The organism is Halorubrum sp. Atlit-8R (assembly GCF_003666025.1).
Taxonomy (GTDB): domain Archaea; phylum Halobacteriota; class Halobacteria; order Halobacteriales; family Haloferacaceae; genus Halorubrum; species Halorubrum salinarum.
Window position 1 is genome coordinate 138,981 of sequence record NZ_QPLV01000004.1, and the last position, 15,324, is coordinate 154,304.

Below are 15,324 nucleotides of genomic sequence, written 5' to 3' on the forward strand. Positions count from 1 at the left end.
AGCGCGGACCGAGCGGTCAGTCGTCGCCGCGCGCCTCCTCGACGACCCGCGTGAACTCGCGGGCGGTCTCGGTGATTACCTCGTAGTCGCCGCGCTCGGCGGCGTCGTAGTCGACGAGCGCGCCGCCGGCGCCGACCGCGAACGCGCCCGCGTCGATGTATTCCGCCGCGTTGTCGGGGCTCACGCCGCCGGTCGGCATCATCGGGATCTGGCCGAGCGGGCCCTTCATCGCGCCGAGGTGTTCCGGGCCGACGGTCTTCGCCGGGAACACCTTCACGAAGTCCGCGCCGGCCTCGTAGCCCCGAATCGCCTCGGTCGGGGTCATCACGCCCGGCGCGGTGACGGCGCCGTAGCGGTTGCACGTCTCGATGACGTCCTCGTGGAGGCTGGGCGAGACGACGAACTCGGCGCCCGCCATCAGCGTGGTCCGGGCGGTCTCGCTGTCGAGGACCGTCCCCGTGCCGACGACGACCTCGTCGTCGAAGGAGCCGGCGACCTCGCCGATGAGGTCGGCGACGTCCGGCGTGTCGGCGGTGATCTCGACGGCGGTGACCCCGCCCTCGCGCAGCGCCTCGGCGATCTCGATGAGCTGGTCGGCGGGCACGCCGCGCAGCACCGCGACGACGCCGCTGTCGACGAGCCGTGAGAGCGTCTCGTTCATACTCTCCGTTTCCCGAGTCGGTCCTTAAAACCGCGCCGATGCGCGCGGGCGGCGCCGGCGACCGGGCGGCCCGTCCGGTCGCGACGGGGCGTCGCTCCGCGGCCCCTCCGTGACACCGGTCGACACGAAATCGGCGGCGATCGGGGGTACTCGGCCGCGAAACGGCCGCGACGAAACACTACCCTTTTGACCCTGCTTTCGGTAACAGTCGGTATAATGGGCCGACGCAAGAAGATCGTTCAGGAATGTGAGCGGCTGATGGACAACCCGGAGCACATCCGGAACATCGCCATCGCCGCCCACGTCGACCACGGGAAGACGACGCTCTCCGACAACCTGCTGGCGGGCGCCGGCATGATCTCCGAGGACACCGCGGGCGAGCAGCTCGCGATGGACACGAAGGAGGACGAGCAGGAGCGCGGCATCACCATCGACGCAGCGAACGTCTCGATGACCCACGAGTACGAGGACACCAACCACCTCATCAACCTCATCGACACCCCGGGCCACGTCGACTTCGGTGGCGACGTCACCCGCGCGATGCGCGCGGTCGACGGCGCCTTAGTGGTCGTCGACGCCGTCGAGGGCGCGATGCCCCAGACGGAGACGGTGCTCCGGCAGGCGCTCCGCGAGGGCGTGAAGCCGACGCTGTTCATCAACAAGGTCGACCGCCTCATCTCCGAGCTCCAGGAGGGGCCCCAGGAGATGCAGGAACGGCTGATGTCCGTCATCGCCGACGTCAACGAGCTCATCCGCGGGATGGCCGAGAACATGGACGACATCCCGGAAGACTGGACCGTCTCCGTTGAGGACGGCACGGTCGGGTTCGGCTCCGCGCTGTACAAGTGGGGCGTCTCGATGCCCTCGATGCAGCGGACGGGCATGGACTTCGGCGACATCATGGAGCTCGAACGGAACGACAAGCGGAAGGAGCTCCACGAGCGCACGCCGCTGTCGAACGTCGTGCTCGACATGGTCTGCGAGCACTTCCCGAACCCGGTCGACGCCCAGCCCCGCCGCGTCCCGCGCATCTGGCGCGGCGACCCCGACACCGACCTCGCCGAGGGCATGCAGCTCGTCGACGAGGACGGCGAGGTCGTCTTCATGGTCACCGACATCTCGATGGACCCGCACGCCGGCGAGATCGCGACCGGCCGCGTCTTCTCCGGCACGCTGGAGAAGGGCCAGGAGCTGTACGTCTCCGGCACCGCGGGCAAGAACCGCATCCAGAGCGTCGGCCTCTTCATGGGGTCCGAGCGGGAGGAAGTGGAGCGCGTCCCCGCCGGGAACATCGCGTCGGTCACCGGCCTGCGCGACGCCATCGCCGGCTCGACGGTCTCCTCGGTCGAGATGACGCCGTTCGAGTCGATCGAGCACATCTCCGAGCCGGTCATCACGAAGTCCGTCGAGGCCCAGAACATGGACGACCTGCCGAAGCTCATCGAGACGCTCCAGCAGGTCGCCAAGGAGGACCCGACGATCCAGATCGAGATCAACGAGGACACGGGCGAGCACCTCATCAGCGGGCAGGGCGAGCTCCACCTCGAAGTGATCACCCAGCGGATCCAGGACAACCAGGGCATCCCGGTCATCACCGGCGAACCGATCGTCGTGTTCCGCGAGCAGCCCCAGGAGGAGTCCCGCGAGGTCGAGGGGCAGTCGCCGAACCGCCACAACAAGTTCTACATCACCGTCGAGCCGCTCGAGCAGGACATCGTCGACGCGATCCAGCTCGGCGAGGTCTCGATGGACATGCCCGAACTGGAGCGCCGCGAGGCGCTCCAGGAGGCCGGCATGGACAAGGACACCTCGCAGAACGTCGAGGACATCCACCGGACCAACATCCTCATCGACGACACGAAGGGGATTCAGCACCTCAACGAGACGATGGAGCTCGTCCTCGAGGGGCTTCAGGAGGCGCTCGACGACGGGCCGCTCGCCGCCGAGCCGGTCCAGGGGTCGCTGTTCCGGCTCCACGACGCGAAGCTCCACGAGGACACCATCCACCGCGGTCCGGCGCAGGTCATCCCGGCGGTCCGCGACGCGGTCCACCGCGCGCTGATCGACGGCGAGGTCCGCCTGCTGGAGCCGATCCAGGACGTCCGGATCGACGTGCCCTCGGAGCACATGGGCGCGGCGTCCGGCGAGATCCAGGGCCGCCGCGGGCGCGTCGACGACATGTACCAGGAGGGCGACCTCATGGTCGTCGAGGGCATCGCGCCCGTCGAGGAGATGATCGGGTTCTCCTCCGACATCCGCTCGGCCACCGAGGGCCGCGCCTCGTGGAACACCGAGAACGCGGGCTTCCGCGTGCTCGTCGACAACCTCCAGCGCGAGAAGATCATGGAGATCCGCGAGCGCAAGGGCATGAAGCTGGAGCTGCCGCAGTCGATCGACTACTTCTGAGTCGACGACGCGGTCCGCGGTAGTCGGGTTTCTATTCTCCTTTCCGCGCTCGATTCCCCCAGCCGCGCGGCCGTCAGCCCCGGACCCGCCCGACGGCCGACGCTCCGCCGCCGAGGGCGAGCAACAGCCCGAGCGCGGCCGCGAACAGCGGCGCGTTCGACGTCTGCGCTTTCAGGAACGCCCCGTCCGGATCGGCCGGGTCGACGTAGGCGGTGGTCGACTCGCCGGCGGCGTACGCCGCGACGACCTCGCGGGCCGCCGACTCGGTGTCGTAGTTCGACGTGATCGCCGAGGGGTAGACGTTGGTGCTCGCGTACTCGGTCCCCTCGTACTCGTAGGTGAACCGGACCGTCGGTCGGTAGTCCGTGCCCGGACTGCTCCCGGTCGAGGTCGACTCGACGCCGACGTCGGTGATCGCGGCGTCGACCGCGACCGCGTCGTCGACCGCGGCCGACTGCTGCGTGTAGTCGTACGCGCCGTAGCCGGTGACCGCGAGCCCGACCACCAACAGGAGCAGCGCGCCCTTCAACGTCTTCGGGCCGTCTATCGAGAGGCCGTCGCTCATTCGGGGCGCACACCTCGGTTCGGGGAGCGGTGGGTCGGGGAGTGCTTGGTCGGCGCGGCGGACCGCGTTACGACGCTGGGCGGACTGCGTGGAGGGTGTCGCACGCGGAGTCGTCGAGTCCCGGCGGTCAAATATGTGGGGGCTCCCCGATCCGTGCGGTACGTTGGCACCCGCTGCGGCGAGGCAACGCCTGCCATCGCCGAAGGCTTATACCCGATCGTCCGACTCCGTTCGGGTATGCAGACGGGTACGACTCCACCCCGGCGCACCGCGACGGAGCCACCGAGCGACCGCTCCGGCCCGGGGACAGGAACGTGCCCGCGAACGCGCGGTCCGGACGGGCGCGCCGCCGCGCCGGGGGTGGCGCCGTGAGCGACCGTCGCGACGGGACGCCGGCGGCCGCGCTCGACGCGGAGGACGCGACCGACGCCGCGGAGGGCGCGGACGCGGCCTCCCCGGACGGCGGCCACGCGGCCGCGGCCCCCTCGACGCACACGGTGCGGCTGGAGCTGGTCGACGAGCCCGGCCAGCTGCTCGCCGCGCTCCACCCGATCGCGGACAACGGCGGGAACCTCCTGTCGATCTACCACGAGCGCGGGAACAAGACGCCCCGCGGGCGAATCCCGGTCGAGGTCGACTTCGAGGCGACCCCCGAGCGGTTCGAGGAGATCGTCGACGCACTCCGCAGCGAGGGCGTGAACGTGATGCAGGCGGGCACCGAGCGCTACGCCGAGGAGGTGACGCTGCTCCTGTTCGGCCACCTCATCGACACCGACCTCTCGGACACCCTCTCGCGGATCGAGGCCTGCGAGTCGGCGTCGGTCGCCGACGTGTCGCTCGCGGCCCCGCAGGGCACCGAGGAGGTGTCGAGCGCGCGGCTCCGGCTCGAAGCCCGCGCCGGCGAGACGGACGCGGCGCTCGCGGCGGTCCGCGAGCTGGCGGCGGAGAAGGACCTCCGCGTCGTCGAGCCGCTCACGGGGGTGGACGCGTGAGACTCGCCGTCATCGGCGCGGGCGCTGTCGGGCGCTCCGTCGTCGAGCTGGCGGGCGAACACGGCCACGAGGTCGTCGCGGTCGCGGACTCCTCGACGGCGGTCGTCGCGGACGGGACGGGCGCTGATGCCGGCGTCGACCCCGACGCGGTCGTCGCGCGGAAGGCGGAGCGGGGGATCGTCGGCGACGCGGACCCCGAGGACGCCCTCGCGGCGGACTACGACGCGCTCGTGGAGGCGACGCCGACGACGCTGGGCGACGCCGAGCCCGGCTTCTCGCACGTGACCCGCGCGCTGGAGCGCGACCGCCACGCGGTCCTCGCGAACAAGGGCCCGGTCGCGGAGCGGTTCGGCGACCTCCGGGCGGCCGTCGACGACAGCGACGGCGAGATCCGGTTCGAGGCGACGGTCGGGGGCGCGATCCCCGCGGTCTCGACTGTCGAGGACATCGAGCCGGGCCACGTCACCGCGGTCCGGGGCGTGCTCAACGGCACGGCGAACTTCATCCTGACGCGGATGGCCGCCGAGGGGCTCGACTACGACCACGTGCTCGCGGAGGCGCAGGACCTCGGCGTCGCCGAGGCCGACCCCTCCTTCGACGTGGACGGGACCGACGCCGCGCTGAAGTGCGTCATCCTCGCGAACGTGCTGTCCTTCGGCGCGGCCGACGACCCGGCCGACGCCCGGGAGTTCACGCTCGACGACGCGGACGTCTCCGGGATTCGCGACGTGCCCGGCTCCGCGCTCCGGCTCGCGGCCGAGGACGGGCGGACGGTGCGGCTGATCGGCGAGGCGACCGGCGAGACGGTCCGCGTCGCGCCGCGACTCGTCCCCGAGAACGGGACGCTCGCGGTCTCCGGCACCCAGAACATCGTCCAGATCGAGACCACCCACGCCGGCCGGCTCAACATCTCCGGCCGCGGCGCGGGCGGCCCCGAGACCGCGAGCGCCGTCCTCGGCGACGTCGGGCGGTTGGAGTAGGCCGCTCCGCCCGCCGGTCCCGTCGCCGCGGCCCGGGGCGTGTGTCGCTCTGTCGTGCCCCGCGTTGTCGAGAATCGCCGGACGGCGGCGCGATACTCTGTGGGCCGTATCGAAACCGTTTTAGTGGAATCTACCGAAACTTACTCACAGAGCGCCTTAGCGCGTGATTACCCCATGAGTGACAAACCGCACCAGAACCTGGCCATCATCGGCCACGTCGACCACGGCAAGAGTACGCTCGTGGGTCGCCTCCTCTTCGAGACGGGGAGCGTCCCCGAGCACGTAATCGAGCAGCACCGCGAGGAAGCCGAAGAGAAGGGCAAGGGCGGCTTCGAGTTCGCCTACGTGATGGACAACCTCGCCGAGGAGCGCGAGCGCGGCGTCACGATCGACATCGCCCACCAGGAGTTCGACACCGACGAGTACTACTTCACCATCGTCGACTGTCCGGGCCACCGTGACTTCGTGAAGAACATGATCACGGGCGCCTCGCAGGCCGACAACGCGGTGCTCGTCGTCGCGGCCGACGACGGCGTCGCGCCCCAGACCCGCGAGCACGTGTTCCTGGCCCGCACGCTCGGGATCAACGAGCTCATCATCGGCGTCAACAAGATGGACCTGGTCGACTACCAGGAGTCCTCCTACAAGGAGGTCATCGGCGAGGTCGAGGACCTGCTCAACCAGGTCCGCTTCGCGACCGACGACACCACGTTCGTGCCGATCTCGGCGTTCGAGGGCGACAACGTCGCCGAGGCGTCCGAGAACACGCCGTGGTACGACGGCCCCACCCTGCTGGAGTCGCTCAACGACCTGCCGGAGGCCGAGCCGCCGACGGACGCGCCGCTCCGCCTGCCGATCCAGGACGTCTACACCATCTCCGGCATCGGGACCGTCCCCGTGGGACGCGTCGAGACCGGGATCCTCAACACCGGCGACAACGTCTCCTTCCAGCCGTCCGACGTGGGCGGCGAGGTGAAGACGGTCGAGATGCACCACGAGGAGGTGCCCAAGGCCGAGCCCGGTGACAACGTCGGGTTCAACGTCCGCGGCATCGGCAAGGACGACATCCGCCGCGGCGACGTCTGTGGCCCGGCCGACGACCCGCCGAGCGTCGCCGAGACGTTCCAGGCCCAGGTCGTCGTCATGCAGCACCCGTCGGTCATCACGGCCGGCTACACCCCGGTCTTCCACGCCCACACGGCGCAGGTCGCCTGTACGATCGAGTCGATCGACCAGAAGATCGACCCGTCGTCCGGCGAGGTCGCCGAGGAGAACCCGGACTTCATCAAGTCCGGCGACGCGGCGGTCGTCACCGTGCGCCCCCAGAAGCCGCTCAGCATCGAGCCGTCCGGCGAGATTCCGGAGCTCGGCAGCTTCGCCATCCGCGACATGGGTCAGACCATCGCGGCCGGCAAGGTGCTGGAAGTCAACGAGCGATAATCGATGCAGCAGGCACGCGTCCGCCTCGCCGGCACGAGCCCCGAGGACCTCGACGACATCTGCGACGACGTCCGCGAGATCGCGGACTCGACGGGGGTCGCCCTGTCGGGCCCGATCCCGCTGCCGACGAAGACGCTCGAGATCCCGTCGCGCAAGTCCCCGGACGGTGAGGGGACGGCGACGTGGGAGCACTGGGAGATGCGCGTCCACAAGCGTCTGATCGACATCGACGCCGACGAACGCGCGCTCCGCCAGCTCATGCGCGTCCAAGTGCCGAACGACGTCAGCATCGAGATCGTTCTCGAAGACTGAGCGCTAGGGCGTTTCTCTTTCACCCCCTTCGTTTTTCACCCCGCCCAGCGACGGCGCCGTCTCTCGGATCCGGCCGCGGCGGTACCGCGTCTCCGTCTCGGCTCCGCCGCGTCCCGTTTACCGCGCGTCGAGCAGTCCGACGCGACCGGCCGCGAGCCCGCAGAACGCCCCGGTCGCGTGCGCGACGAGCGCGACGCCCGGCGCGGCGGTCGTCGCCGTGAGGGAGACGGCGACGAGCCCGAACAGGAGGAACTGCGCCCGCGGGGAGAGCCGCAGGCGGTCGAACAGCGTCGCGCTCACGACGTTGCCGGCGAGCAGGTAGCCGCCGAGCGCGAACACCGCGCCGCTGATCCCCAGCACGGCGGACGGCGGGCCGAGCAGCCCCCCGAGCGTCACCTGCGCGGCGCCCGCGAGCGCGCCCGTGGCGACCACGAACGCGTGGAAGCGCGGGCGGGTCGTCCGGCGCTCGACGAGCGGGCCGACGAGCAGCAGCGCGACGGCGTTCGCGACGAGGTGACCGACGGAGCCGTGCGCGTACACGCTCGTGACGAGGGTCCACGGGGCGACGGAGAGCGGGGTCGACAGCGCGAAGAGTCCGAAGAGGCCGACGAGGCTCAGGAGGGCCTGCGCGGCGCCGACGAGGAGGGTGATTCCGAGCGTTTCGAGCGTGGCGCGCATGGGGCGACCGTTGGGACCGCGCGGCCAAAAGGGTGTGCGGCGGCCCCCCGCGAACCCGGTCCGAGTCCGCGAACGGGGCGTCACGCGGTCCCCTCGGCGTCGCCGCCCCGAACCGCCAGCGTTTTATTCTTTAGGTCTACCTAAACGAACGCATGAAGCCGCGCGTCGCCGCCGCTCGACTCCGCGAACGGCTCTTCCGGCTCCGGGAGCGGCTCCCTCGGGGAGCGCTCCCGGTCGCGGGGACGGTGCTCGTCCTCGCCGTCGGCGGCGCGGTGTTGACGCGGACCCTCGACGTCGAGGCCGTCGTCTCGGCGGCGACCGACGCGGACCCGGCGTTCCTCGCCGTCGCGCTCGCCGTCTACCTCGCGTCGTGGCCGGTCCGCGGCCGCCGATACGGGGACGTGCTCGCGCCGATGGGCCACCGGTGCCGCACGGCGTTCCTCACGGCGGCGGTGTTCGCGAGCCAGACCGCGAACCTGATCGTCCCCGCGCGGGCCGGCGACGGGGTGCGCGCCTACCTGTTGAACGACCGGCGCGATGTCCCGTACCCGACCGGCGTCGCGTCGCTGGCGGTCGAGCGCGCGTTCGACCTCGTCGCGCTGGGCGCGCTCGGCGGCGCGGCGTTCGCGGTCCTCCTCCTCGACGGGCGCACCGTCGCGCCGGACGGGTCGGGCCGGGCCGTCGCGGCCGCCGCCGCGCTCGCGCTCGCGGCAGCGCTGGGCTCGGCCGGCGTCGTCGCGGTCGCCCGGAGCGACCGGCGGTTCGGTCCGGCGCTCCGCGAGCGCGCCGCGGAGTCCCGACTGTCCGGCGCCGTCGACGCCGCCGTCCGGTTCGGCGCCGCGGTCCGCGTCGTCGCCGCCGACGCGGGCGCGCTCGTGCGGGTGTCGCTCGCGAGCGGCGTCGTGTGGGCGGCGGACGTGGCGACCGCGGTCCTCGTCCTCGCGGCGCTCCTCGGTGGGTTCGGAACGGCGGTCGACCCGGTCGCGCTCTGCGTCGTCGGCACCCTCGCGGTCTCGGCCGGGAACCTCGCGAAGGTGCTGCCGCTCTCGCAGGGCGGCATCGGACTGTACGAGGCGGCGTTCACCGGCATCGTCGTCGCCGCCACGCCGATCCCGGCCGCGGTCGCGCTCGCCGCCGCGGCGCTCGACCACGCGCTGAAGAACGCCGTCACGCTCGCGGGCGGCGGGGCCGTCGCGGCCGCGCTCGACCTCTCCGTGACGCGCGCCCCCGACGAGTCCGAGCGGGAGCCCGACGCGGGCGCGACGCGGCCGACGACGGACCGCTAGTCTTTTAGGTCAGCCTAAAAACTATCGGGTATGAGCCCGACAGACCCCGACGGCGACGGTCAGGACATCTGCGTGATCGTCCCGACGATTCGAGAGTACGAGTGTCTCCGCGCGTACGTCGCGAACGCCCGCGAGCACGGCTTCGACGTCTCGCGGCTCCACTTCCTCTTAGTCACCGAGGACTTCTGCGAGACCGACGAGATGCGCGCCATGCTCGACGACCTCGACGTCTCCGGCGAGGTGTTCGACGGCAGCCGCCGCGAGGAGTGGTACGAGGCCAACGACGTCGCGGAGTACGGCCACGTCGTCCCGGCCGCGAGCCACGCCGAGACGAGCTTCGGCCTGCTGTACATGTGGGCCGACGAGTCGTTCGACTACGGCGTCTTCATCGACGACGACACGCTCCCCCACGACGACGTCGACTACTTCGGGCGCCACATGGAGAACCTCGCGTTCGGCGGCGAGATCGAGCGCGTCCGCTCCGACGAGGACTGGGTCAACGTCCTCTACGACAACGCCGACGAGCACGGCCTCTACCCCCGCGGCTACCCGTACTCGGCGATGGACGAGACGGTCGAGACCGACGCGGTCGAGGTCGAGTCCGGCGAGGTCGTCGCCTCGCAGGGGCTGTGGACGAACGTCCCCGACCTCGACGCGGTCCGGATCCTGATGGACGGCGACCTGGAGGGCCAGGCGCAGACGCGGACGACCGTCGACGACTTCGGCGACGACTTCGTCGCCGCGCGCGGCAACTACCTCACCGTCTGCTCGATGAACCTCGCGTTCCGCCGCGAGGTGATCCCGGCGTTCTACCAGCTGCCGATGGACGACAACGAGTGGGACGTGGGCCGGTTCGACGACATCTGGTCGGGACTGTTCCTGAAGCGCGCCTGCGACGTGCTCGGCAAGCGCATCTACAACGGCGACCCGCTGTGTGAACACAACAAGGCCCCGCGCTCGACGTTCGACGACCTCGCGAACGAGGTGGCCGGGCTGGAGCTGAACGAGCACGTCTGGGAGGTCATCGACGACGCGGGCGCCGACGCCGACTCGTACGCGGCGGTCTTCGACGCGATGGCCGACGCGCTCGCGGAGGGCGACTTCGACGAGTGGAACAACGGCGCGTTCCTCAACCACTGCGGCGAGTACATGCGCGACTGGCTCGACTGCCTCGACGCGATCCGGCGGACGCCGGCGCCCGCGGACGACTGAACCGACACGACTAAAAACATTTAGGCACGCCTAAAGCACATGACGACTCACGATTCCGCCTCCACCGACGGACGCGACGTTCGACGACGCAAGTTCCTCGCGGCCGCCGGCGCGGTCGGCGCTGCGGGGATCGCGGGCTGTAACGGCACCGGCGAGGACGACGAGTCGGACGGCGGCGACGGCGCCGGCGACGCCGTGGGACAGATCGGCTCCGGCCGCGCGGGCCGCGGCGCCCCCGGCGGCACGTCGATGTCGGAGATGCCGGCGCTCGAAGGCGAGCTCACGGTGTACTCCGGCCGCGGCGAGTTCCTCGTCGGCGAGCTGGTCAGCTACATCGACGACCTGTACGACGACCTCGACCTGGAGATCCGGTACAACAACTCGACGGACCTCGTGAACCAGATCGTCAACGAGGGCGAGGGCTCGCCGGCCGACGTGTTCTACTCGGTCAACGCCGGCGCGCTCGGCGCGCTCGCCGACGCGGGGCGCACGCAGGCGCTCCCCGACGACGTGACCGAGAAGGTCCGCGAGGAGTTCCGCACCGAGCAGTGGGTCGGCACCTCCGGGCGCGCCCGCACCATCCCGTACAACACCGACGAGTACTCGGAGAGCGACCTCCCGGACGACATCATGGCGTACCCCGAGGAGTTCGACGGCGACCTCGGCTGGGCGCCGTCGTACGGCTCCGCGCAGGCGTTCATCACCGCGATGCGGATCCTCGAAGGCGAGGAGGCGACACGCGAGTGGCTGGAGGCGATGGTCGAGCGCGGCGCCGCGACGTACCCGGACGAGTTCCGCACCTGCCAGGAGATCGCCGATGGCGAGATCGACGCCGCGTTCACGAACCACTACTACATCCAGCGCGTGCTCGACGGGAACCCGGAGGCGCCGATCGCCACCACGTTCACCGAGGGCGACGCGGGCGCGGTGTTCAACGTCGCGGGCGCCGCGGTCGTCGACACCGCCTCCGACGCCGACCTGGCGTCGAACTTCGTCCGCCACCTGCTGTCGGCGGAGGCGCAGGACTACTTCGCGCGCTCCACCTTCGAGTACCCGCTGATCCCCGAGGTCGAGCCGATCGGCGACCTCCCGTCGATCGACGAGCTGGACGTGCCGGACATCGACCTCTCGCAGCTGTCCAACCTCGAACCGACGATCGACCTGATGCGCGACGCCGGCGTCCAGATCTGATCGGCCGCTACGCGCCGCGCCCGCACCGCTCTCTCACCGCCACACCGTCCCGCCCGTGTCACTCCGTCCACCGTCCGTTCGTCCCCGCCGGCTCGCCGCCCGACTCCACCAGCGGCTCGGCCGCGCTGACCGCGTGACGGTCGCGGCCGCGCTGGTCGCCGTCGCCGCCGGCGCCCTGACCTTCGCGATAGCCGCCACCGTCTTCTCGCACCACTCCGCGAACCACGACGAGGGGGTCTACCTCACGCAGGCGGCGCTGCTGCTCGGGGGGAAACTGGAGTTCCACGCCGGCCCGCTCGCCGACGCCGTCCACCCGTGGTTCTTCATCGAGGACGGCGGCCGGCTCTACCCGAAGTACAACCCCGTCCCGGCGGCGATGTTCGCGGTCTCGATGGGGCTGTTCGGGGAGCCGCGCGTCACGCTCGCCGCCGTCGCCGCGGGCAACGCCGCGCTCGTCTACCTGCTCGGGTCGCAGGCGGTCGGCCGCCGCGCGGGCCTCGCCGCGGCCGCGCTCTTCGCCGCGTCGCCGATGGCGATCGCGACCTCCTCGGCGTTCCTCCCGTACGCCCCGACGACGTTCTTCAACCTCGTCTTCGCGGTCGCGTACCTCCGGAGCGTCCGGGACGGGTCGCTCCCCGCGGCCGGCGTCGCGGGCGTCGCGATCGGGATCGCGTTCTTCGCGCGGCCGTACACCGCGGTGCTGTTCGCCGCGCCGTTCATCGTCCACGCGCTGTGGCGGGTGGGGTCGGCGGTCCGGCGCTTCGGCGCCGAGACGGGGCGGTCGACGCCCCGCGCGGTGGCGGCCTTGGCTCGCCGCGCGCTCGCGGTCGGCGGGTCCCGCGACCTGCCCGACCCGGTCCGTCGTCACGGGCTCACCGCGCTGTTCGGCACCCTGTTCGTCGGCGTCACGCTCGCGTACAACGTCCGGATGACGGGGTCGCCGCTCGTGTTCCCCTACCAGGTGTTCGCGCCGATGGACGGCCCCGGCTTCGGCGAGCGCCGCATCCTCGGCCACTCGGTCGACTACACGCTCGGGCTGGCATTCGAGTCGAACCGGTACGCCCTCCAGGAGATCGCGACCCGGTGGTTCGTGGCCGGCCCGCTCGGGACGGCCGCGGCGCTCGTCGGCGTCGCGGTCGCGGCCCTCGGCTGGCGCGCGCGCGGCGACCCGCGCGGTCTCCTCGCCGGCGCGGTCGGCGCCGCCGACGCCGCGACCGCCCCCGACGGCGGCGACGGCGGGGGCGAGGCCGAGTCCGGTCCCACCGGCTCGCCCGCGTTCCGGCGGACGGCGACGCTGCTTCTCGGCGGCGTCGCGGTCTCGGTCGCCGTCGGGAACCTCTACTTCTGGGGCACCCACAACGCGCTCGCCGACCTCTCGGACCCGACCGACGGGCTCGCGTCGCTGTTCGGGCCGTTCTACCACTTCGACCTGCTCGTCCCGCTGTCGGTGTTCGGCGGCCTTGCCGTCGCCGCCGGCTGGCGCGGACTCACTGCGGCCCGCGAGCGGATCATCGAGCGCGGCGTCTCGCCGACGGCCGCGCGCGTCGCCGTCGCCGCCGTCGTCGCGCTCGCGGTCGCGGGCGGGGGCGTCGCGGCCGTCGACGCGGCCGCGGACCCCATCGAGCGGAACGCCGCGGTCGACGCGAAACACGAGGCCGCGTACGCCCCCTTCGACGAGACGACCTTCGAGGACGGGCTGGTGTTCGTCCCCACGCCGTACGGCGAGTGGCAGAACCACCCGTTCCAGTACCTCCGGAACGGGCCGGGGCTCGACGGCGAGGTCGTGTACGCGCTCGACCGCGACCCCGAGGAGAACTTCGCGGTGCTGGACGCCTACCCGAACCGCACCCTGTACCGCTTCGGGTACCAGGGCGTCTGGACCGCGGACCCGGAGGCCCGCGTCACGCCGAAGCTGGAGCCGCTCGACCGGCGGTCGGGCCCCCGGATCGACGCCGAGACGACCGTCGGCGTGCCGGACCGCGTCGCCCGCGCGCAGGTCCGCGTCGACCCGCGCCGGGGCGCCCCGGGCGGTCCGGACCACGTCTCCTACACCGTGAGCGACCCCGGCGACTCCCTGGCGGTCGACTGGGCGGTGACGCCCGAGGGCGTCCGGCTGCCCGGCGCGTCGGCTGCCGGGGCGCCCGAAGCGAGCGAGCCAGTCCCGTTCGACCCCGACGGCGACGTGGTCGCCGTGACCGTGACGCTCGTCGACCCCACGGGCGCGACGTTCACCTACCGACAGGAGGTGACGGTGCGGGTGACCGAGGGCGGCGAGGCGGGTGCCGCCGGTGAGCGCGTCGAGGCCGTCTGGCCGCCCGAGCGCTCGACCTGCCGGCTCGTCACCGAGTGCGGGACCGAGGGCACGTACCTCCCCGACGAGCCCGACTCGCACCCCGACTGGGTCGTCTTCGAGACTGACGCCGACACGAGCGACTGATACGTCTATTTCTTATAAATAGTTGCCAGCGGATCGACGGCGAATACCTCCAAAGCCCCAGCCGCGAGGGCGGCGCACGCTCGTTGCGCTCCTCGCTCGCTCGCTACTACTCGCTCGCTGCGGTGCTTACGTCGCCTGCGCCGCCCTCGCGGCTGCCCCTTTGAGTCCCACCCGACCGCACAGCACCGCACCTCACGCCTCCCCAGCCTCGTCAGTCGCCGTCGCTTCGCTCCGGCGACTGACTCCCTCGCGCGTGCGACTCGCGCCGCGTTGCGGCGCTCGTCGGCACGCGCCGACCGCATCGCTCAGGTCCGAAGCTGAGTGGCGCTGTCGCTCACGAGTGTACAAACGTCGCCGGCGGCGGTCCACTGTGCCCACAGTGTACGTCCGGACCGCCGTCCGACGACGGCGTCGAGGGCGACGCGCCCTCAGAAGCGTCGCAGTTGCTCTTCGAGACAGACGGTGACGATCGACTTCGCGATGGCGGCGCCGCCCCCGATCGGGTCGAGCTTCGTCTCGCCGAGGCGCTCCGCGTAGCGGATCGGGCGCTCGCGAACGTCGTAGCCGCGCATCAGCGGACGGATGAGCAGTTCGGCGGAGAGACCGGTGTTCTCCGTCCAGCCGATCTCCTGGACGACCTCGCGGCGGTACGCGCGCATCCCGGTGGTGGTGTCGTGGACGCGCTCGCCCATGAGCAGGCTCGCGACCGCCGCGAACGCGTGGTTGCCGAAGCGGTTGAACGCCGGCATCGCCTCCGCGCCGTGGTAGAGCCGGTCGCCGCTCACCACGTCGGCGCCGTCGTTGATCTCCGCGAGGAACTCCGGCAGCGCCTCCATCGGGTAGGTGTCGTCGCAGTCGGTGGTGACCACGACCGGCCGGTCGGGCGTCAGGACCGCCTCGCGGACGGCGACGCCGTACCCCTGCGGCTCCTGCTCGATGACCGTCGCCCCGTGCTCGCGGGCGATCTCCGGCGTCCGGTCCGAGGAGCCGTCGACGCAGACGACTTCGGCCTTCCCGTCGGTGACCTCGTCGATGTCCTCCAGCACCGTCGCGATGGCCTCCTCCTCGTTGTAGGTGCCCATCACGACGCTGAGGTCGTCGAAGGTGTACTCGTCGGTCGCCGCCTCCTCTCCGCTCTCGGCCGCGGCCGCGTCCGTCTCGTCG

General features: G+C 71.6%; 13 protein-coding genes. 9 read left to right on the top strand and 4 right to left on the bottom strand.

Annotated elements, in window-relative coordinates:
• Positions 1–16: 16 nt before the first annotated feature.
• Positions 17–661, bottom strand: coding sequence for a bifunctional 4-hydroxy-2-oxoglutarate aldolase/2-dehydro-3-deoxy-phosphogluconate aldolase (locus DVK05_RS11700; protein WP_121563510.1), 645 nt, complete (start codon positions 659–661; stop codon positions 17–19).
• 216 nt (positions 662–877) lie between these two features.
• Here DVK05_RS11700 and DVK05_RS11705 point away from each other — a divergent pair, with 216 nt between their 5' ends.
• On the top strand, positions 878–3,067 hold the full coding sequence (locus DVK05_RS11705; RefSeq protein ID WP_121563511.1) for an elongation factor EF-2: 2,190 nt from the start codon (positions 878–880) through the stop codon (positions 3,065–3,067).
• A gap of 73 nt (positions 3,068–3,140) precedes the next feature.
• Here the strand turns inward: DVK05_RS11705 and DVK05_RS11710 are convergent, their stop codons facing one another.
• Positions 3,141–3,632, bottom strand: coding sequence for a DUF3592 domain-containing protein (locus tag DVK05_RS11710; protein ID WP_121563512.1), 492 nt, complete (start codon positions 3,630–3,632; stop codon positions 3,141–3,143).
• A 368-nt stretch (positions 3,633–4,000) separates the two neighbouring features.
• On the opposite strand from DVK05_RS11710, the gene DVK05_RS11715 reads away from it, so the two are divergent.
• The 4 genes from DVK05_RS11715 (at position 4,001) to rpsJ (ending at position 7,356) form a co-directional block, all read left to right on the top strand.
• Positions 4,001–4,624 carry an amino acid-binding protein gene (locus tag DVK05_RS11715; protein WP_121563513.1) on the top strand — a complete coding sequence of 208 codons (624 nt, stop codon included), beginning with the start codon at positions 4,001–4,003 and terminating at the stop codon, positions 4,622–4,624.
• Positions 4,621–5,604 (top strand): homoserine dehydrogenase, encoded by a 984-nt coding sequence (locus tag DVK05_RS11720; protein ID WP_121563514.1) that lies wholly within the window; start codon positions 4,621–4,623, stop codon positions 5,602–5,604. The genes DVK05_RS11715 and DVK05_RS11720 overlap by 4 nt, the downstream gene beginning before the upstream one ends.
• Before the next feature lie 174 nt (positions 5,605–5,778).
• Entirely contained in the window at positions 5,779–7,044 is a 1,266-nt protein-coding gene (gene tuf, locus DVK05_RS11725; RefSeq protein WP_053770129.1) for a translation elongation factor EF-1 subunit alpha, read from the top strand.
• Between the two features lie 3 nt (positions 7,045–7,047).
• Complete coding sequence (gene rpsJ / locus DVK05_RS11730; RefSeq protein WP_004048854.1) at positions 7,048–7,356, top strand: 30S ribosomal protein S10; 309 nt, start codon at positions 7,048–7,050, stop codon at positions 7,354–7,356.
• A gap of 117 nt (positions 7,357–7,473) precedes the next feature.
• On the opposite strand, the gene DVK05_RS11735 is transcribed toward rpsJ, so the two are convergent.
• A complete protein-coding gene (locus tag DVK05_RS11735; protein ID WP_121563515.1) occupies positions 7,474–8,034 on the bottom strand; it encodes a rhomboid family intramembrane serine protease in 561 nt (186 codons plus the stop codon).
• Positions 8,035–8,186: 152 nt separating this feature from the next.
• On the opposite strand from DVK05_RS11735, the gene DVK05_RS11740 reads away from it, so the two are divergent.
• The 4 genes from DVK05_RS11740 to DVK05_RS11755 are packed head-to-tail and all read left to right on the top strand — an operon-like array spanning position 8,187 to position 14,160.
• Positions 8,187–9,320: a lysylphosphatidylglycerol synthase transmembrane domain-containing protein gene (locus DVK05_RS11740; RefSeq protein ID WP_121563516.1), complete on the top strand. Its 1,134-nt coding sequence runs from the start codon at positions 8,187–8,189 to the stop codon at positions 9,318–9,320.
• Between the two features lie 30 nt (positions 9,321–9,350).
• Positions 9,351–10,532 carry an alpha-1 4-glucan-protein synthase gene (locus tag DVK05_RS11745; protein WP_121563517.1) on the top strand — a complete coding sequence of 394 codons (1,182 nt, stop codon included), beginning with the start codon at positions 9,351–9,353 and terminating at the stop codon, positions 10,530–10,532.
• A gap of 39 nt (positions 10,533–10,571) precedes the next feature.
• Positions 10,572–11,723: an extracellular solute-binding protein gene (locus tag DVK05_RS11750; protein ID WP_121563518.1), complete on the top strand. Its 1,152-nt coding sequence runs from the start codon at positions 10,572–10,574 to the stop codon at positions 11,721–11,723.
• Between the two features lie 55 nt (positions 11,724–11,778).
• The gene (locus DVK05_RS11755; RefSeq protein WP_121563519.1) at positions 11,779–14,160 is read left to right on the top strand and encodes a glycosyltransferase family 39 protein; all 2,382 of its coding nucleotides are present in this window, start codon (positions 11,779–11,781) and stop codon (positions 14,158–14,160) included.
• A gap of 428 nt (positions 14,161–14,588) precedes the next feature.
• Here DVK05_RS11755 and DVK05_RS11760 read toward each other — a convergent pair whose 3' ends face one another.
• Entirely contained in the window at positions 14,589–15,242 is a 654-nt protein-coding gene (locus tag DVK05_RS11760; RefSeq protein WP_233559389.1) for a dolichyl-phosphate hexose transferase, read from the bottom strand.
• Between the last annotated feature and the right edge of the window lie 82 nt (positions 15,243–15,324).